Annotated in this window: 16 protein-coding genes; all 16 read right to left on the reverse strand. The window is 63.4% G+C overall.

Annotated elements, in window-relative coordinates; all coding sequences use genetic code 11:
* Positions 1–67: 67 nt before the first annotated feature.
* From L1P05_RS04090 to L1P05_RS04165, 16 genes are read right to left on the reverse strand one after another with little or no spacing between them, the layout of a single operon-like run.
* On the reverse strand, positions 68–1,297 hold the full coding sequence (locus tag L1P05_RS04090) for a beta-ketoacyl-ACP synthase (RefSeq protein WP_012847688.1): 1,230 nt from the start codon (positions 1,295–1,297) through the stop codon (positions 68–70).
* Positions 1,294–2,025: a 3-ketoacyl-ACP reductase FabG2 gene (locus L1P05_RS04095; protein ID WP_012847689.1), complete on the reverse strand. Its 732-nt coding sequence runs from the start codon at positions 2,023–2,025 to the stop codon at positions 1,294–1,296. Before L1P05_RS04095 ends, L1P05_RS04090 begins: the two co-directional genes overlap by 4 nt.
* Entirely contained in the window at positions 2,022–2,498 is a 477-nt protein-coding gene (locus L1P05_RS04100; protein WP_012847690.1) for a hotdog family protein, read from the reverse strand. Before L1P05_RS04100 ends, L1P05_RS04095 begins: the two co-directional genes overlap by 4 nt.
* Positions 2,495–3,664 (reverse strand): beta-ketoacyl-[acyl-carrier-protein] synthase family protein, encoded by a 1,170-nt coding sequence (locus L1P05_RS04105; protein ID WP_012847691.1) that lies wholly within the window; start codon positions 3,662–3,664, stop codon positions 2,495–2,497. The genes L1P05_RS04100 and L1P05_RS04105 overlap by 4 nt, the downstream gene beginning before the upstream one ends.
* A gap of 1 nt (position 3,665) precedes the next feature.
* A complete protein-coding gene (locus L1P05_RS04110) occupies positions 3,666–4,250 on the reverse strand; it encodes a DUF3261 domain-containing protein (RefSeq protein WP_012847692.1) in 585 nt (194 codons plus the stop codon).
* Positions 4,247–6,568 carry an MMPL family transporter gene (locus L1P05_RS04115; RefSeq protein WP_041692491.1) on the reverse strand — a complete coding sequence of 774 codons (2,322 nt, stop codon included), beginning with the start codon at positions 6,566–6,568 and terminating at the stop codon, positions 4,247–4,249. The genes L1P05_RS04110 and L1P05_RS04115 overlap by 4 nt, the downstream gene beginning before the upstream one ends.
* Positions 6,537–7,142 (reverse strand): outer membrane lipoprotein carrier protein LolA, encoded by a 606-nt coding sequence (locus L1P05_RS04120; protein ID WP_012847694.1) that lies wholly within the window; start codon positions 7,140–7,142, stop codon positions 6,537–6,539. The genes L1P05_RS04115 and L1P05_RS04120 overlap by 32 nt, the downstream gene beginning before the upstream one ends.
* The gene (locus tag L1P05_RS04125; protein WP_012847695.1) at positions 7,139–7,561 is read right to left on the reverse strand and encodes an acyl-CoA thioesterase; all 423 of its coding nucleotides are present in this window, start codon (positions 7,559–7,561) and stop codon (positions 7,139–7,141) included. Before L1P05_RS04125 ends, L1P05_RS04120 begins: the two co-directional genes overlap by 4 nt.
* A 3-nt stretch (positions 7,562–7,564) precedes the next feature.
* Positions 7,565–9,256: a glycosyltransferase family 2 protein gene (locus L1P05_RS04130; protein ID WP_015461049.1), complete on the reverse strand. Its 1,692-nt coding sequence runs from the start codon at positions 9,254–9,256 to the stop codon at positions 7,565–7,567.
* Positions 9,247–9,600, reverse strand: a complete 354-nt coding sequence (locus L1P05_RS04135) for an ApeI family dehydratase (protein WP_012847697.1) — start codon at positions 9,598–9,600, stop codon at positions 9,247–9,249. Before L1P05_RS04135 ends, L1P05_RS04130 begins: the two co-directional genes overlap by 10 nt.
* Complete coding sequence (locus L1P05_RS04140; RefSeq protein ID WP_012847698.1) at positions 9,587–10,948, reverse strand: AMP-binding protein; 1,362 nt, start codon at positions 10,946–10,948, stop codon at positions 9,587–9,589. The genes L1P05_RS04135 and L1P05_RS04140 overlap by 14 nt, the downstream gene beginning before the upstream one ends.
* Complete coding sequence (locus L1P05_RS04145) at positions 10,945–11,526, reverse strand: COG4648 family protein (RefSeq protein WP_012847699.1); 582 nt, start codon at positions 11,524–11,526, stop codon at positions 10,945–10,947. Before L1P05_RS04145 ends, L1P05_RS04140 begins: the two co-directional genes overlap by 4 nt.
* A gap of 4 nt (positions 11,527–11,530) precedes the next feature.
* Entirely contained in the window at positions 11,531–11,782 is a 252-nt protein-coding gene (locus L1P05_RS04150; RefSeq protein ID WP_012847700.1) for an acyl carrier protein, read from the reverse strand.
* A 13-nt stretch (positions 11,783–11,795) separates the two neighbouring features.
* On the reverse strand, positions 11,796–12,053 hold the full coding sequence (locus L1P05_RS04155; RefSeq protein WP_012847701.1) for a phosphopantetheine-binding protein: 258 nt from the start codon (positions 12,051–12,053) through the stop codon (positions 11,796–11,798).
* Positions 12,034–12,846 carry a lysophospholipid acyltransferase family protein gene (locus L1P05_RS04160; RefSeq protein WP_012847702.1) on the reverse strand — a complete coding sequence of 271 codons (813 nt, stop codon included), beginning with the start codon at positions 12,844–12,846 and terminating at the stop codon, positions 12,034–12,036. Before L1P05_RS04160 ends, L1P05_RS04155 begins: the two co-directional genes overlap by 20 nt.
* Positions 12,843–13,568 carry a beta-ketoacyl synthase chain length factor gene (locus L1P05_RS04165; protein ID WP_012847703.1) on the reverse strand — a complete coding sequence of 242 codons (726 nt, stop codon included), beginning with the start codon at positions 13,566–13,568 and terminating at the stop codon, positions 12,843–12,845. The genes L1P05_RS04160 and L1P05_RS04165 overlap by 4 nt, the downstream gene beginning before the upstream one ends.
* Positions 13,569–13,602 lie beyond the last annotated feature (34 nt).

Consider the following 13,602-nt stretch of genomic DNA (forward strand, 5'->3'; position numbering starts at 1 on the left):
ACGCGCAGCGTGGATCCGCGCCGGCAGCGCTGAGACGCTCCCAGGCGGATCCGCGGCATACGGTATGCTACGCCCAGCGCTTAATGATGATGGAGGTGTTGATCCCGCCGAAGGCAAAGTTGTTGCTCTGCAGGTACTCGCAGTCAATGCGGCGGGCCTCTCCCATGATGTAGTCCAAGGCGCCGCACTGTGCGTCCGGCTGCGTCAGGTTGATGGTCGGTGCAAACCAGCCCTCGCGCATCATCTGCAGGCTCATCCAGGCCTCCAGCGCGCCGCAGGCGCCCAGCGTGTGGCCAAAATAGCTTTTCAGCGAGGAGATCGGCACGCTATCGCCGTAAATCGCCGCGGTGGCCTGGCTTTCCGCAATATCGCCGCGGTCGGTGGCGGTGCCGTGGGCGGAAAGATAGCCAATATCGCGCGCGCTAAGGCCGGCCATGTTCAGCGCCTGCTGCATACACATTTGCATGGTGTCGCGCTGCGGCTGAGTGATGTGTGCGGCGTCGCAGTTGGTGGCAAAGCCGACGATTTCTCCGTAGATGGTCGCGCCTCGCGCTTTAGCGTGCTCTAACGCTTCCAGCACCAGCGTTCCCGCGCCTTCGCCAATCACCAGCCCGTCGCGCCGTTGGTCGAATGGGGAGGGGGTGGTCTTGGGTTCGTCGTTACGCTGGCTGGTGGCGAACAGCGTATCGAACACCGCCGCTTCTGAAGGGCAGAGCTCCTCTGCGCCGCCCGCTACCATCACGGTCTGGTAGCCATGGCGGATGGCTTCCCAGGCGTAGCCGATGGCCTGGCTGCCGGAGGTGCAGGCGCTGGAGGTGGGGATCACTCGTCCGCGCAGGCCGAAGAACAGCCCGGTGTTCACCGCCGTGGTGTGCGGCATCATCTGCACGTAGGTGGTGCCGGTGATGTTGTTGGTGTGCTTTTCGGTCAGCATGGTGGCGAACTCGCTCACCGGGCCGGTGCTGCCGGTGGAGGAGCCATAGGCAATCCCGGTTTCACCGTTGGTTAGCACCGGATCGTCGATCAGCCCGGCCTGCGTCAGCGCCAGTTCGCTGGCGCGGGTCGAGAGCAGCGAAACGCGGCCCATCGAGCGGATGCGCTTGCGGGTATAGTGCTCCGGCGGCGTGAAGTCGTCGATCGGGGCGCCGAGCAGGGTGTGGAGGCCGTCATAGACCTGCCACTCCGGCATTTTACGCACCGCGTTTTCGTAGCCGAGCAGGCGGCGGGAGACGGCGTCCCAGCTCTCGCCAAAGGCGGTTACGCCGCCCATTCCGGTAATCACTACGCGACGTGTCATAGCATCCCTCCGTTGATGGAAATGACCTGTCGGGTCACGTAGCCCGCAATGTCAGACATTAAATAGCGGGCAAGCCCGGCCACTTCGTCGGCCTGGCCCATGCGTTTCATCGGGATCATCGCCATCGCCTCTTTCAGCGCGGTCTCTTCCATCGCGATCATCCCGGTCTCAATCAGCCCGGGCGCAATACAGTTGACGGTGATTTTGCGCTTGGCGAGCTCAATCGCCAGCGCTTTGGTGGCGCCGATGATCCCCGCTTTCGCCGCGCTGTAGTTCACCTGGCCGCGGTTGCCCATCACGCCGGAAACCGACGACAGGGTAATGATACGCCCGCCCTGACGCAGGCCGATCATCGGCATAATGCACGGGTGAATGACGTTGTAAAAGCTGTCGAGGTTGGTATGGATCACGCTGTCCCAGTCGTCTTCACTCAGGGCCGGAAACGCGCCGTCGCGGGTTATGCCCGCGTTGCTGACCACGCCGTACCATGCGCCGTGCTGGGCTATCTCCTGCTCCAGCACCTCGCGACACTGCTCGCGCTGGCCGACGTCAAAGCTGAGCACGCGCCCGCGGCCGCCCGCCTGCTGAATGGCGGCCAGGGTTTCTTGTGCGCCCGCTTCGTCGCGGTGGTAGTGAACGCCCACGGTAAAGCCGTCGGCGGCGAGCTGACGGGCAATCGCACGTCCAATTCCTTTACTGGCCCCGGTGACCAGTACTGAGCGACTCATGCGCTATCCCCTTTATTAAAAAGCGTTATTAATTCTTCAGTCGTCGGCTGGAAGGTGTTGATGCGTCCGCTGGCGAGCGGGACGCCCTCTGCGCTAATGGCGCACTCAAAGCTGCCAAAGCGCTGATCCTGCATCAGCAGCGTTACCTCTATCTCCAGCGCGGTCTCGGCCGGGAAACACCCTGCGGCGCACACCAGCTCGCGCGCGCCGAGCACCATGCCGAGCGCAATGCACGCCTTACCGGCCTGCTGACGGTGCCAGCCCGACCATACGCCGACGGTCTGCGCCATCAGCTCCAGCGCATACCAGCCGGGGAGCTGACCGTGGGTATCGACAAACGGCGCCAGCACGCCGCGGCGACTGACGGTGACCCGGCAGTGCGCCGTGCTGTCTGTGACGCTCAGCACCTCTTCTAGCAGCAGCATCGGCGCGTCGTGCGGCAGATAGTGCGCGGGGGGCAGATAGTGGCTCATGATACGCTCCCCAGCAGAATGCTGGCGTTGTTACCGCCAAAGGCAAACGAGTTGGACAGGATCACCGGCCGGGCCAGTGGCTGTGCTTCGCGCAGGATCCCGCAGGCGGGCAGCGACGGGTCAATCTCGCCGCGGCTGAAGTCCTGCGGCGGCAGCGGCAGTCGCATTTGCAGAATCAGCGCGGCGATCGCCGCCTCGGTGATCCCCGCCGCCCCCAGCGTATGCCCGGTTAAGTGTTTGGTCGAACTGCATGGCGTATGTTCGCCAAACAGGTCGTGCACCACCTGGGCTTCGATCTGATCGTTGAGCGGCGTGGCGGTGCCGTGCAGGTTGATATAGCCCACCGCCTGCGGCGGCAGTCCGGCGTCGTTCAGCGCCTGCGTAATCGCCCGGATCGCCCCTTCGCCCTGCGGATGCGGCGCCGAGATGTGCCAGGCATCGCTGGATTCTCCCACGCCCAGCAGCGCAATCGGCTGGGGCTGGCGCGTTAGCACCATCAGCGCGGCGCCTTCACCGATAGTAATGCCGCCGCGATCGCGGCTAAACGGCTGGCACAGCGTGGGAGAGAGGGATTCCAGGCTGTTAAAGCCGTTGATCGGCATCCGGCTCAGGGTGTCCGCGCCGCCGACGATCGCCACGTCGGCAAGCCCGGCCTCAATCAGGCGGCGTCCGCTGATGATGGCCCTGGCGCTGGACGAGCAGGCGGTGGACAGGGTGAACGCCGGTCCTTCCAGCGCCAGCCAGCGGCTGAGGAAGCGCGACGGATCGCCCAGCTCCTGCTGCGGATACTGCCAGTGCGGGCTCGGCTGCTGGTTCAGCGATAAATTGACGTGCGTGTCGCCCTCGTCAAGCCCCGAGGTGCTGGTGCCCATCACCACGGCGATGCGATCGCGGCCATAGCGCGCGATGGCGTCATCCACCTGCGGCTGGATCTGCGCCAGCGCGGCCAGGAGTAGCTGGTTATTGCGCGAACGGTGCGCGGCAAAGCGATCGGGGATCGGCGGCAGCGCGGCATCGACGCCGCCCAGCACCGCGTCAGGGAAGCCCAGCAGCCAGCCTGCGCGCGGGCGCATGCCCGGGGCGACGCCGCGGGTCAGGTTCGCCGCCGCCTCTGCGGCGTTGCTGCCCAGCGCATTAATCATGCCGATGGCAGAAATGTAGATCATCTCACTCACCCAGATATTGAATGGTAATGTGGTATTTAAAGGCGTGCTGTTCAATGCTGATCGGCTCACGTTTCCCCTTGCGCTGCAGATAGGTGATCTCCGTCACCAGCGCGCCGTGGGCATTGCGCAGCTCACGTTTATCCCCCTTATCGATGAGGGTCCAGCCCGTTGGCAGCAGCGGCTGCCAGTCGCTAATCGGCCAGTGGCTTAGCATCACGTCTGCCAGCACCTGGCTCGCCGGCGGCAGCTGCGGCACGACGATCGACTGTTCGGTGTGCAGCCCTGTCTCATCGTAGGTCAAGAGAAACAGGCGGATGCCCACGGAGGAGAGCCCCGCCAGGGTCAGCCTGTTGTCGTCGGCGTTGAGCATCACCAGCAGCGACTGGGTCTTGCCGTTAACGCGGCCGGTCAGCAGCTGCTGCGCGTTGACCGCCGGGGCGATCCCCGGCTTTGGCAGCGTTACGCGTACGCCCGGCTCAAGCCAGGCCTGGGGGCGCCCCGGGTTTTCCGGAGTGGAGTGGCTACAGCCCGCGAGGGTGAAGGCAGCCAGCAGGGCGACGGTGCGCCAGAAGGGGGAGGTTATCATCGTTTTTCCCGTTTTTTGTCCGGCATCGCTAACGGCGAGAGCAGGTAAGCGGTGAAAATACCGCTCACCAGCACGATGCCGAAGCTGCTGATAGCCTGGGTGGCGCTGAAGATCAGCATGCCAAGGGTGAGTAAGGTGGTCAGCATCGCGAGGGTAATCGCCAGCAGCGAGGTCAGCGGCGTCCCGCGTGGGTTACTGAAGAACAGGGTGTAGTTGATGCCGATGCCGAGCACCAGCACCAGCGCCAGCAGTGAAAACAGGTTTAGCGAATGGCCGCTGAACGACAGCGCGGCCAGCCCACAGCCGAGCGACAGTACCGATGGCACCAGGCTTATCAGCCCCTTGCGTAGGCCCAGGCGCACCACCGCGCCGCAGGCGATCACCGCCAGCGCCACGCCGAGCAGGCCGGTCAGCAGGGTTCGGTACTCGGCAAACAGCGCATCGAAGGTCAGCTTACGATCGACCCAGGCAACGCCGGGCTGCTTCGCCGCCAGCGCCGCCAGCGCAGGGCTGTCGGTGACGCCGTCCACCGGAATGAGCACCCCGCTGGCGCCGCTCGGCAGCGTCAGCCACATCAGGCGCCAGCCTTCGCTGGCCGGGCTTTGCAGCCAGGCGTCAACGCTGACGGGCATCGGACTGAGGTCCGGCGTGGCGGCGCTGAGCCCGGCGCTTTGCAGCGTATGTTCGACCGTCGGCGCCGCCTCACGCAGCAGCCGCAGATCCTGCTGCTGACGCGCCAGCGAGTTCAATGGAACGGTACGGTAGCGCTTCAGCGCCCCGTCTCGTCGCGCCGCCTCCAGCGCCGGGATAAAGGCCTCCATGCGGGTCAGGGTTTGCTCCGGCGTATCGCCGTAAACCACAAACCACTTCTGATCGACGCTTTGTCCGGTCAGGCGGGTGATCGCTTTCTCCTGCGCCTGAATTGACGACGGTAGCGCCTGCAGCTGCGAGATATCGTCATTGACTTTCAGCTGCGCCAGACCGGCGAGGGACAGCAGCGCCAGCGCCGCCGGCACTCCAATGCGCAGTCGGTTGTCGCGCCGCCAGGCCGCCAGCCAGCGCAGCATCGGCACCATGGCGGGGACCGGGCGCACCGGCAAATCGCGGCAGAGCCACGGGTGCCAGAACAGCACCGTCAGGCAGGCGGCGCTCAGGCCGACGGCCGCGAATACCGCCATCTGGCGAATCCCGGGGAAGGGCGCCAGCATCATGATCAGGTAGGCGGCAACGGTGGTGAGCAGCGCCAGCAGCAGGGCGCTGCGTACCTTTAGCAGGCTTTGCCACGGCGTATTCTCCGCGCCGTGGACCATCCGTTCGGTAAGGTAATAGAGCGTATAGTCAGCCGAAATGCCGATGATGCTCATGCTCATCACCAGCGTCATCAGATGCAGCTCACCAAACAGCAGCAGCGTCACGACGCTGCCCGCCAGCGCGCCGATGCCAATGGAGATCAGGCACAGCAGCAGCGGACGCAGGGAGCGGAAGGTGATCACGATCAGCAGGATCACCCCCAGAATGGTCGCGACGCCGAGGGTCGAAATATCGCGTTTGGCCTGCTGGCTGGCATAGTCGCTGTAGAACACCGTCCCGCGGGCGAGCAGCCGCGCCTGGGGATAACGGGCCTGAAGCTCGCGCTCAAGCGTGCTCAGCGTCGTCACCAGGCGGTGAGTTTGCTGCATATCGAAGGAGTTGCCCGCCAGTTCGCCGTGCAGCAGATACCAGTAGCGACCGTCCTCGTCCTGGGTCACCAGCCAGCCGTCCTTCAGCTGCAGGCGCTGGCTGTTCTGCGCCATCGCCAGCTGCGATCCGCGCATCAGCATCAGCGGATCCTGGCTGAGCTCTTTGCCGCTCACGCCGGAAAACGCCGAATAGATCTGGGCCAGGATCCACTGCGCCTGCGCTTCGCCGCCGTTTTGCAGGCGCGCGCGGGTGGCGCTGTCGATCAGCGCGTTGCGGTGACGCCAGAAGAACGCGCCCCAGGCCTGCTGACCGGCCGCATCCAGCGGGCCTTTCACCTCGCTGAGCGCCGGCGATCTTTGCAGCGCGTTCAGCCACGCCTGCGCCACGCGGGGATCGGCGGTTTTTCCAGGGCTGACCAACCATACCAGCTGGCGATCGAGGCGCTGCATAAAGCCGTCGTTGAGCGCCGGGGGAAGCGCCCCCAGCGCGTGTTTGGGCAGCATTGCCAGCACGCTGCTGTTGATGCGCGACTGCGGCAGCAGCATGAGCAGGGTACCCAGCAGCGCCAGGCACAGCATGCCCCACAGCAGCGCCGGGCGGCGATCCTTATTGGGCGGCAAAGCGTTGGCGTTCGTCATGGGTCAGCGTTGCGGGCGTCAGTTGGTGTTGAGAAAGCGCGATATCGGTGCGATCGCCCTGTTTATCGTTCAGCTGAATGGTGTCTAGATAGGTATGTCCCGCCAGATCGATGGTGGCGAAGATCTTATCCAGCGGCGTGGTGATAGGCGTCAGACGCAGCGTCCAGCGGCCCTGGCCCCGATCCTGAAAATCAATGCGGAAGTTCTGCTCCAGCACCGTCCGGTCGGCCTGGAACAGGGCGCGCAGCAGATGGTTAAACTGGAACATCTGTGGGTTATCCTCTGCGGTGATCACCTGCGGCGGCTGGTGGTTGATCACCTGTACCATTCGCGTGTCATCGAGCATCAGTCGCATCGGGAACGGCGTTTTCTGATCCCACAGCAGGCCGGTGTCGCGGGCGATCAGCATCTCGCCCTGCGATCGCAGGGGCTGAGGCAGGCTTTTAATCGTCCGGATCTGCTCGAAATGGGCGCGCACCACCGGTTGTTCGGTAAAACGCTGCTGCAGTTCGTCCAGGGTGACGGCGCTGACGAGCGGGCTCACCAGCAGCAGGATAACGGGCCAGAATCTCATGGTGTGACTCCCATACGTTCAAACAGGATCGCCGGGCTGACGAAGCACATCTCCCGGCTTTGCTCTTCCACCGCCACTTGAATGGTGTAGCCGGTCGTGGTGCGCTTGCCGCTGGCGGCGTCGAAAATCTGATAGCCGATGCGCAGGCGGTTCTCAAACTCCTCCAGCGTTGCGCGCACGCGAAAACGCTGCTCGAAGGTCAGTACGTCGCGGTACTTTACCCGAGTGTCGACCACCGGCCAGACGTAGCCGGAGGCTTTCATCTGCCGATAGCCGTAGTCAAACTGGTTCAGCAGCGCCTCGCGGGCGATTTCAAAGTAGCGAAAATAGTTACCGTGCCATACCACGCCCATCATATCGACGTCGTGAAACGGGACGGTCAGCTCAACTTCGGCGGTAAAGCGGGGATCGCTCAGCACCCTTTACTCCTTATCGGCGGCCTCTGGCAGCTGCCAGAAGTCAAAAAAGTTAAACCAGTCCAGCGGCGACAGCAGCGCGTAGTGTTCGAGGCGCGCCGCGTAGCGGTGGATGGCCTGCTCCAGCGCGGCCTGGCGCTCGGCGCGCGGCAGCAGGAGCGGGTCGGCAAACGCTTCGCAGTGGATATGCAGCTTGCCCTGCTGGTACAGGGCGAACATCAGCAGCACCGGGCAGCGCAGAATCGAGGCGAGAATAAACGGCCCCTGGGCGAAGGGCGCAGGCTGGCCCATAAACGGGCTCCAGGTCACGCGGAAGTCGCCGCCGCGCTGCGGGTTGATCGCCACGCGATCGCCGACGATGGCTACCCATTCGCCGCGATCGAGCTTCTCTTTCAGCATAATGGCGGTTTCCGGGCCAATATCGTTCACCGGCAGCAGATTGACCCCGGCCTCTGGCGCCATCTCCTCCATTATCTGCTTGAAGCGCAGGGCGTTTTCACTGAACACCAGCGCGTTGATGGTGATGTTCCCCTTCAGGCTCGCCAGCGCCCGACAGGCTTCGACATCGCCGAGATGTGAGGCCAGCAGCAGCGTGCCCTGTGGCTTATCGAGCGCCAGCGCGGCTTCGGCGCCGGGGGCAAACACCACGTCGCGCCCAAAGCGCAGCTCGCCGCGCCAGCCGGCGACTTTATCCAGCATCGCGTTGGCGAAGCGCAGAAAGTGGCGGTAGCTGTTAAAGGGTTTGGGGATCGGCATCTGGCGCAGGGCGAGCTGCTGGCGTACGCGCGCCAGCCAGTTCTGCGAAGCGTGACGGGCGCGCGCGGCGCTTAGCCAGTAGACGCCCACCACCGGCCAGAGCAGAACGGTAAAGGCGTTGCGGCCGAGCAGTCGCCAGACGGCGAGCATAAAGCGCATGCCCCACAGGCCCTTAACCTCTTTCTGCTGCGCCCAGTGCGCCGTCCGGCGGCGGCGCAGCAGGGCGGGAATGCGCGGCAGCATGCCGAAGAACAGCCGGGTGTGCATCAGGGAGATGCGCAGGTTGTCTTTCAGGGCGTCAAAATGCGACAGCCCATCTGCGGGATAAGTCACCCGGGTGGGCATAAAATGGCTGGTGTTACCTTGCCAGTAGAGGCGAACCATCACCTCGATATCGAAATCCATGCGCTTGCCGATATTCACCCGGTTTGCCAACTGCAGCGTCGGGGCGACCGGGTAGACGCGAAAGCCGCACATGCTGTCCTTAAGCTGCAGCGAGAGGGTTTCAATCCAGACCCAGACGTGAGTAATCCAGCGGCCATACCGCCGCGAGCGGGGTATCGACCCGTCATAGATCGGCTGGCCGGAGATCAGCGACTGTGGGTGCTGCTGTGCCAGGGCCAGCATGTGGGGAATATCTTCAATGGCGTGCTGACCATCGGCATCGACCTGCACCGCGTGGCTGAAGCCCTGCTGCTGTGCCGCCAGTAGGCCGCGCATCACGGCGACGCCTTTACCTGCGTTTTGCGCGAGGCGCAGCAGCGTCACGTGGGGCTGCTCTGCGGCCAGGGTTTCCAGCGCCGCGCGCGTGGCGTCGTCGCTGCCGTCATCGACAATGATGCAGGGCAGAGAGAACGGCGCGAGACGCGCCAGCACCCTCGGCATCATCGCGCCGTGGTTATAGCAGGGGATCAGCACACAGGGGGAGAACGCTACTGGCATAGTCGGATCTTCCCACTGCTGGCGGTGTGGCGCATCTCGCCCTGATGGCGCTGGAAGCTGAAGCTCAGCATCTGCTTTGCCTGCAGCCAGTTCAGCACCAGGGTGACGGTGGTGCCGGGCAGCAGCGGTGCCTGAAACTTCACGTTCTGAATGCTGTGAAAATGAAAGCCTGGCGCCAGCAGGGTCGTGGCATAGTGCATCACCCACTCCAGCTGGGCGACGCCGGGCAGCAGCGGTTGGATCGCAAAATGGCCCTGAAACCAGAAAAGGGTCGGATCGAGATAGAGTTCGATCGCCATCTCTCCGTTCGGCGTCTGCAGGCGCTTAATTTCATGAGGTTTCATCAAATAACTCCTGTAGCTGGGCATAAACGCGCTTGTTCATACTGTTGACCGGGATCTCGTCCAGTACCCGCCAGTAGCGGGGGATCGCCACCGGCTCAAGCCACGGCAGCAGCGCCCGGCGCCATGACAGCGCCAGCGCTTTGCCGTGGGTCTCCTGCCAGCGCTGACGGAGCGCATCGTCAAGGACCAGCAGTACGCCAATACCCTGGCGGCCACCGCGGGTGATCGGGATGGCCGCCGCCTCGCGAATACCGTCGATGTCGGTCAAGCGCCGCTCTATCTCGCTCAGCGAAATGCGTTTTTCTTCAATTTTCACCACGCGCCCACGGCGTCCGGCAAGGCAGAAGCGTCCGTCGTCGCCAAAGCGCAGCACATCGTCAAGCAGCAGGCCGTCAGGATCGGCGATCAGGGGGGATCTCACGCGGAAGGCGTCGCCCTCCGGCGTGATGTGCACGCCGGGGAAGGGGAGCCATGGGACGCTGTCCCGCTGGCGGTGACGCCAGGCGAGGATCCCGGTTTCGGTGCTGCCGTATATTTCATCCGGCCAGATGCCGAGCCAGCGCTGTGAGCGGGTCACGTCGCACCAGGGCAGCATACCGCCGGCGGAGAGCAGCATCGCGAGCGGCGGCGGCGCCAGCTGGTGATCGAGACGCTTAAGGAACGCTGGGCTGCTGACGAAGAGATAGCGGTGGCGTGGGTTGAGCGCCGCCAGCTGTTCAGCGTAGTGCGTCATCGCGGCGTGCAGCGGCAGCCCCAGCGCCATCGGTAAAAAAATGCGGAAGGTCAGGCCGTAGAGGTGCTGGGGCACCACGGAGGCGACCACCCGGCAGCCGGCGAGGCGTTCGGCAAAGCGGGCGCCGAGCAGCGCGGCCTCAGCATCAAGGGCGGCGATGCGCTTCACCACCCGCTTAGGCTGCCCGGTAGAGCCGGAGGTGAACAGCGTCACCAGGGCATCGGCGGGTATGGGCGGTAGCGCGGCGGCGCAGGTGCGACCGTCGTCAGCCGAGTGAACCTGCAGGTGCGGGCCGCGCCAGTCCAGCGGGCTTTCGCTCAGTACGCCGTCGAACAGCGCGCGCTGTTCGTCCAGCAGCGAGGGGCGGCAGTGGCCGGGGATCACCGGGGTTTTCCCCGCGTGTAGCGTCGCCAGCAGCGCCACGATAAACAGATAGCTGTTCTCAAAGCACAGCGCCCAGCGCTGGCCCTCTTGCTCTCGCAGGGGCGCGAGTAGCGCGGCAACATCGTAGCGCAGCTGGCCCAGCGTCCAGCTGCGATCGCCAAGCCAGGCGATGACGGTTTCGTCACTGCGCGGGGCACTGAGCCACTGCGACAGGGGAAGCGTCTGATTCATGGTGTATCTCGTTTCATGACCCGGCGGCGAACCAGCCATTCGCCGACCATCAGTGTGCCCATCAACAGATAGGAGACCATACCGTTCCAGGTGGTCCACATCCGCATATCGCCATGCAGGGCAGTAAAGAGCGCGATAGTGCCGTTAACGAGGAAGAAGAGGCACCAGACCTGCGTCACGCGGCGAGTGTAGCGGACACCCTGCGGCGGAAGATCGGGGGGGCGCAGACGCGCCAGCCGCTCGACGAGCGGCATGGCGCTCCACAGGGAGCCGGCGAAGACGCTGAGCATTACCGTGTTGACGACCACCGGATAAAACAGCAGCAGCTGGTGGGTTTTCAGCAGCGCGCTGGTTACGCACAGCACAATCCCCGCCAGCGCCACGCTCTGCATGACAAAGCGCATCGGCCCGGCGCTTTGTCGCGCCTGGCGTAGGCGTAAAACCAGCAGCAGTGCCAATATCGGCAGCAGCCAGCGCAGAGCGTTATGCGCCAGCCCAAACCAGATAATAAAGGGCCAGGCCAGCAGCAGCGCGCCGGTCGCTACCTGAACGACAGGTAGCCCTCTGAAGCCTCGCATGGGGTTAGGCGTCTTGCATCAGGCGCTCTACGGCGTCGACGACATCCTGCACCGTACGTACGGCTTTGAACTCTTCCGGCTTGATTTTCTTGCCGGTTTTCTTCTGCAGATGCACTATCATGTCGACGGCATCGATGCTGTCCAGCTCCAGATCCTCATACAGGCGCGCCTCGGGCGTGATGTCCTCCGGGGCGATTTCAAACAGTTTCGTGAGAAGCGTGGAGACTTCTTGGTAGATAGCGTGTTGTTCTGTCATAGCGGGCTCGTTATCAGGCGCGTTGTGAGTGAATAAAAGCGGCCAGCGTCGCCACGGAGTAGAAGTGCTGACGCATCTCTTCACTCTCGGCGGACAAGATGATGCCGTACTGATTTTTCACCGCCAGACCCAGCTCTAATGCGTCGATAGAGTCCAGACCTAATCCATCCCCGAACAGCGCGGCATCGGTGTCGATGTCATCGGTGCTCAGCTCGTCCAGATTTAACGTGTTAATAATGAGATTTTTAATTTCAAGGTAAAGCTCTTGCATCATTAATTCCTGAAAGAGGTGTTTCAACGTTTTGTAATTTATTTAAAAGATGCCGGTTAAGCTGCCTTGCCGCCAGCGCCGGTTCTTGTGTTTTCGCGTCATAATAATCGGTAATGGAGAGCCGTTCACCCACCGTGACGGTAAACCGCGGTTTGGCGGGGGGCACGTTATACCATTTGCTCTGTTTATCGAGTAGGCGCTCACTACAGCGAATCGTCACAATGCGCAGATCGCATTGACAGCGCACGGCGATATTGGCCGCGCCGCGCTGCAGCGACATGCTTTCCCCAGGACGGGTACGGGTGCCCTCCGGGAAAATGAGGAGGGTGTCGCCCTGCGCCAGACGCCGTTGGCTTTGCGGCAGCAGGGCGTCAGCCTGGCTGTTGACCAGGTAGTCCGCGGCGCGGATCACACCGCTGATGAAGGGGTTCTTCAACAGGGCGCTCTTAACCAAACAGTCGGTTTCCGGCATCACGGAGGCGATCAGCACGTAATCGATCAGCGTGGGGTGGTTCGCCACCACCAGACAGCCTTGATCCTGACGCAGCAGCGCGGCTCCCTCGATGTGGTAATCCAGCGCCCCGGTGAGCTTCGCTACCCGCAGAAAGAAGCGGAAACTGAGGGAGATGCTGCGCCGGGCAATGCGTCGACGGGTATTATTGTGGCGCACCGCGAGTAACAGGAGGTTAAACCAGACCAGCGACAGCAGCAAACCGCCCACGCCAAACAGCGCGAAGCACATTCCGGTCATCAGCAGACGCCAGCATTGACTGAGGCGAGCGATGAAACTCATTGCGCGCGGCTCCAGCGCCACTGCCGGTGGTCGCCGGCCAGCGTAAAGTGTGGGGCATCATTTAGCACATGCTGTAAAAACAGCAGGCTTTGCGGCAGCGCCGTCTCTGGGCTTTCGTCTGCGCGCTGCGAACTGCAGCGCAGCGTATCACCGGCTTCAAACACCAGCGCGACGGCGTAGGCCCAGGTCGGCATCGCTTCCGGCAGATGCGGGTGGTAAAACGCCGGTAAATTACCGTCAAAATCGACCATCAGCACGCGCTGATAGCCCGCCTGCAGCAGGCAGATGACCTCGCACAGCCCCTGCTGAAAAGTATCACGCCCCGCCGACAGCGATGAGGAGACCACCGGCTGCTTCGCCGCGATGGTCAGGTTGCCGACCGCGGCGTTGTGTACCGACATGGTGAAATCGGTGGGCGAGACCGCCTGGTCGGTCGCCAGCGCCTGCAGGATTCGGTAGTTGCGCTCCAGCTCCCCATGGCGGCTGGTGTAGAGCACCGCGTCGATGGCATGCCGGCGCAGCATGGCCAGACCGCACTCGACGGCGAGTTTGCTGCCGGAGTTCAGTCGTCGGGCGGTCATCATCGGTAATTCAGTCAGTTTTGCCTGAGTCGCGCGGGGATCGATGGCAAAGGGCTGCCGTGACCACTGCTGCCACTGTGACGTTTCGCTCAGTCCAGGCGCTCTCGCCTGCCAGTCGATAAGGTTTAATGCAAATTTCATCAACGCATGTCCGCGGTAGGTCGCGACCAACGCA

It is taken from the genome of Edwardsiella piscicida (genome assembly GCF_021733145.1).
Taxonomy (GTDB): Bacteria; Pseudomonadota; Gammaproteobacteria; order Enterobacterales; family Enterobacteriaceae; genus Edwardsiella; species Edwardsiella piscicida.

Bases quoted from the DNA above. Each gene is read 5' to 3' on its own strand.
- L1P05_RS04090 (WP_012847688.1), bottom strand. From the start codon at position 1,297: ATGACACGTCGCGTAGTGATTACCGGAATGGGCGGCGTAACCGCCTTT.
- L1P05_RS04095 (WP_012847689.1), bottom strand. From the start codon at position 2,025: ATGAGTCGCTCAGTACTGGTCACCGGGGCCAGTAAAGGAATTGGACGT.
- L1P05_RS04100 (WP_012847690.1), bottom strand. From the start codon at position 2,498: ATGAGCCACTATCTGCCCCCCGCGCACTATCTGCCGCACGACGCGCCG.
- L1P05_RS04105 (WP_012847691.1), bottom strand. From the start codon at position 3,664: ATGATCTACATTTCTGCCATCGGCATGATTAATGCGCTGGGCAGCAAC.
- L1P05_RS04110 (WP_012847692.1), bottom strand. From the start codon at position 4,250: ATGATAACCTCCCCCTTCTGGCGCACCGTCGCCCTGCTGGCTGCCTTC.
- L1P05_RS04115 (WP_041692491.1), bottom strand. From the start codon at position 6,568: ATGACGAACGCCAACGCTTTGCCGCCCAATAAGGATCGCCGCCCGGCG.
- L1P05_RS04120 (WP_012847694.1), bottom strand. From the start codon at position 7,142: ATGAGATTCTGGCCCGTTATCCTGCTGCTGGTGAGCCCGCTCGTCAGC.
- L1P05_RS04130 (WP_015461049.1), bottom strand. From the start codon at position 9,256: ATGCCAGTAGCGTTCTCCCCCTGTGTGCTGATCCCCTGCTATAACCAC.
- L1P05_RS04135 (WP_012847697.1), bottom strand. From the start codon at position 9,600: ATGAAACCTCATGAAATTAAGCGCCTGCAGACGCCGAACGGAGAGATG.
- L1P05_RS04140 (WP_012847698.1), bottom strand. From the start codon at position 10,948: ATGAATCAGACGCTTCCCCTGTCGCAGTGGCTCAGTGCCCCGCGCAGT.
- L1P05_RS04145 (WP_012847699.1), bottom strand. From the start codon at position 11,526: ATGCGAGGCTTCAGAGGGCTACCTGTCGTTCAGGTAGCGACCGGCGCG.
- L1P05_RS04150 (WP_012847700.1), bottom strand. From the start codon at position 11,782: ATGACAGAACAACACGCTATCTACCAAGAAGTCTCCACGCTTCTCACG.
- L1P05_RS04155 (WP_012847701.1), bottom strand. From the start codon at position 12,053: ATGCAAGAGCTTTACCTTGAAATTAAAAATCTCATTATTAACACGTTA.
- L1P05_RS04160 (WP_012847702.1), bottom strand. From the start codon at position 12,846: ATGAGTTTCATCGCTCGCCTCAGTCAATGCTGGCGTCTGCTGATGACC.
- L1P05_RS04165 (WP_012847703.1), bottom strand. From the start codon at position 13,568: ATGAAATTTGCATTAAACCTTATCGACTGGCAGGCGAGAGCGCCTGGA.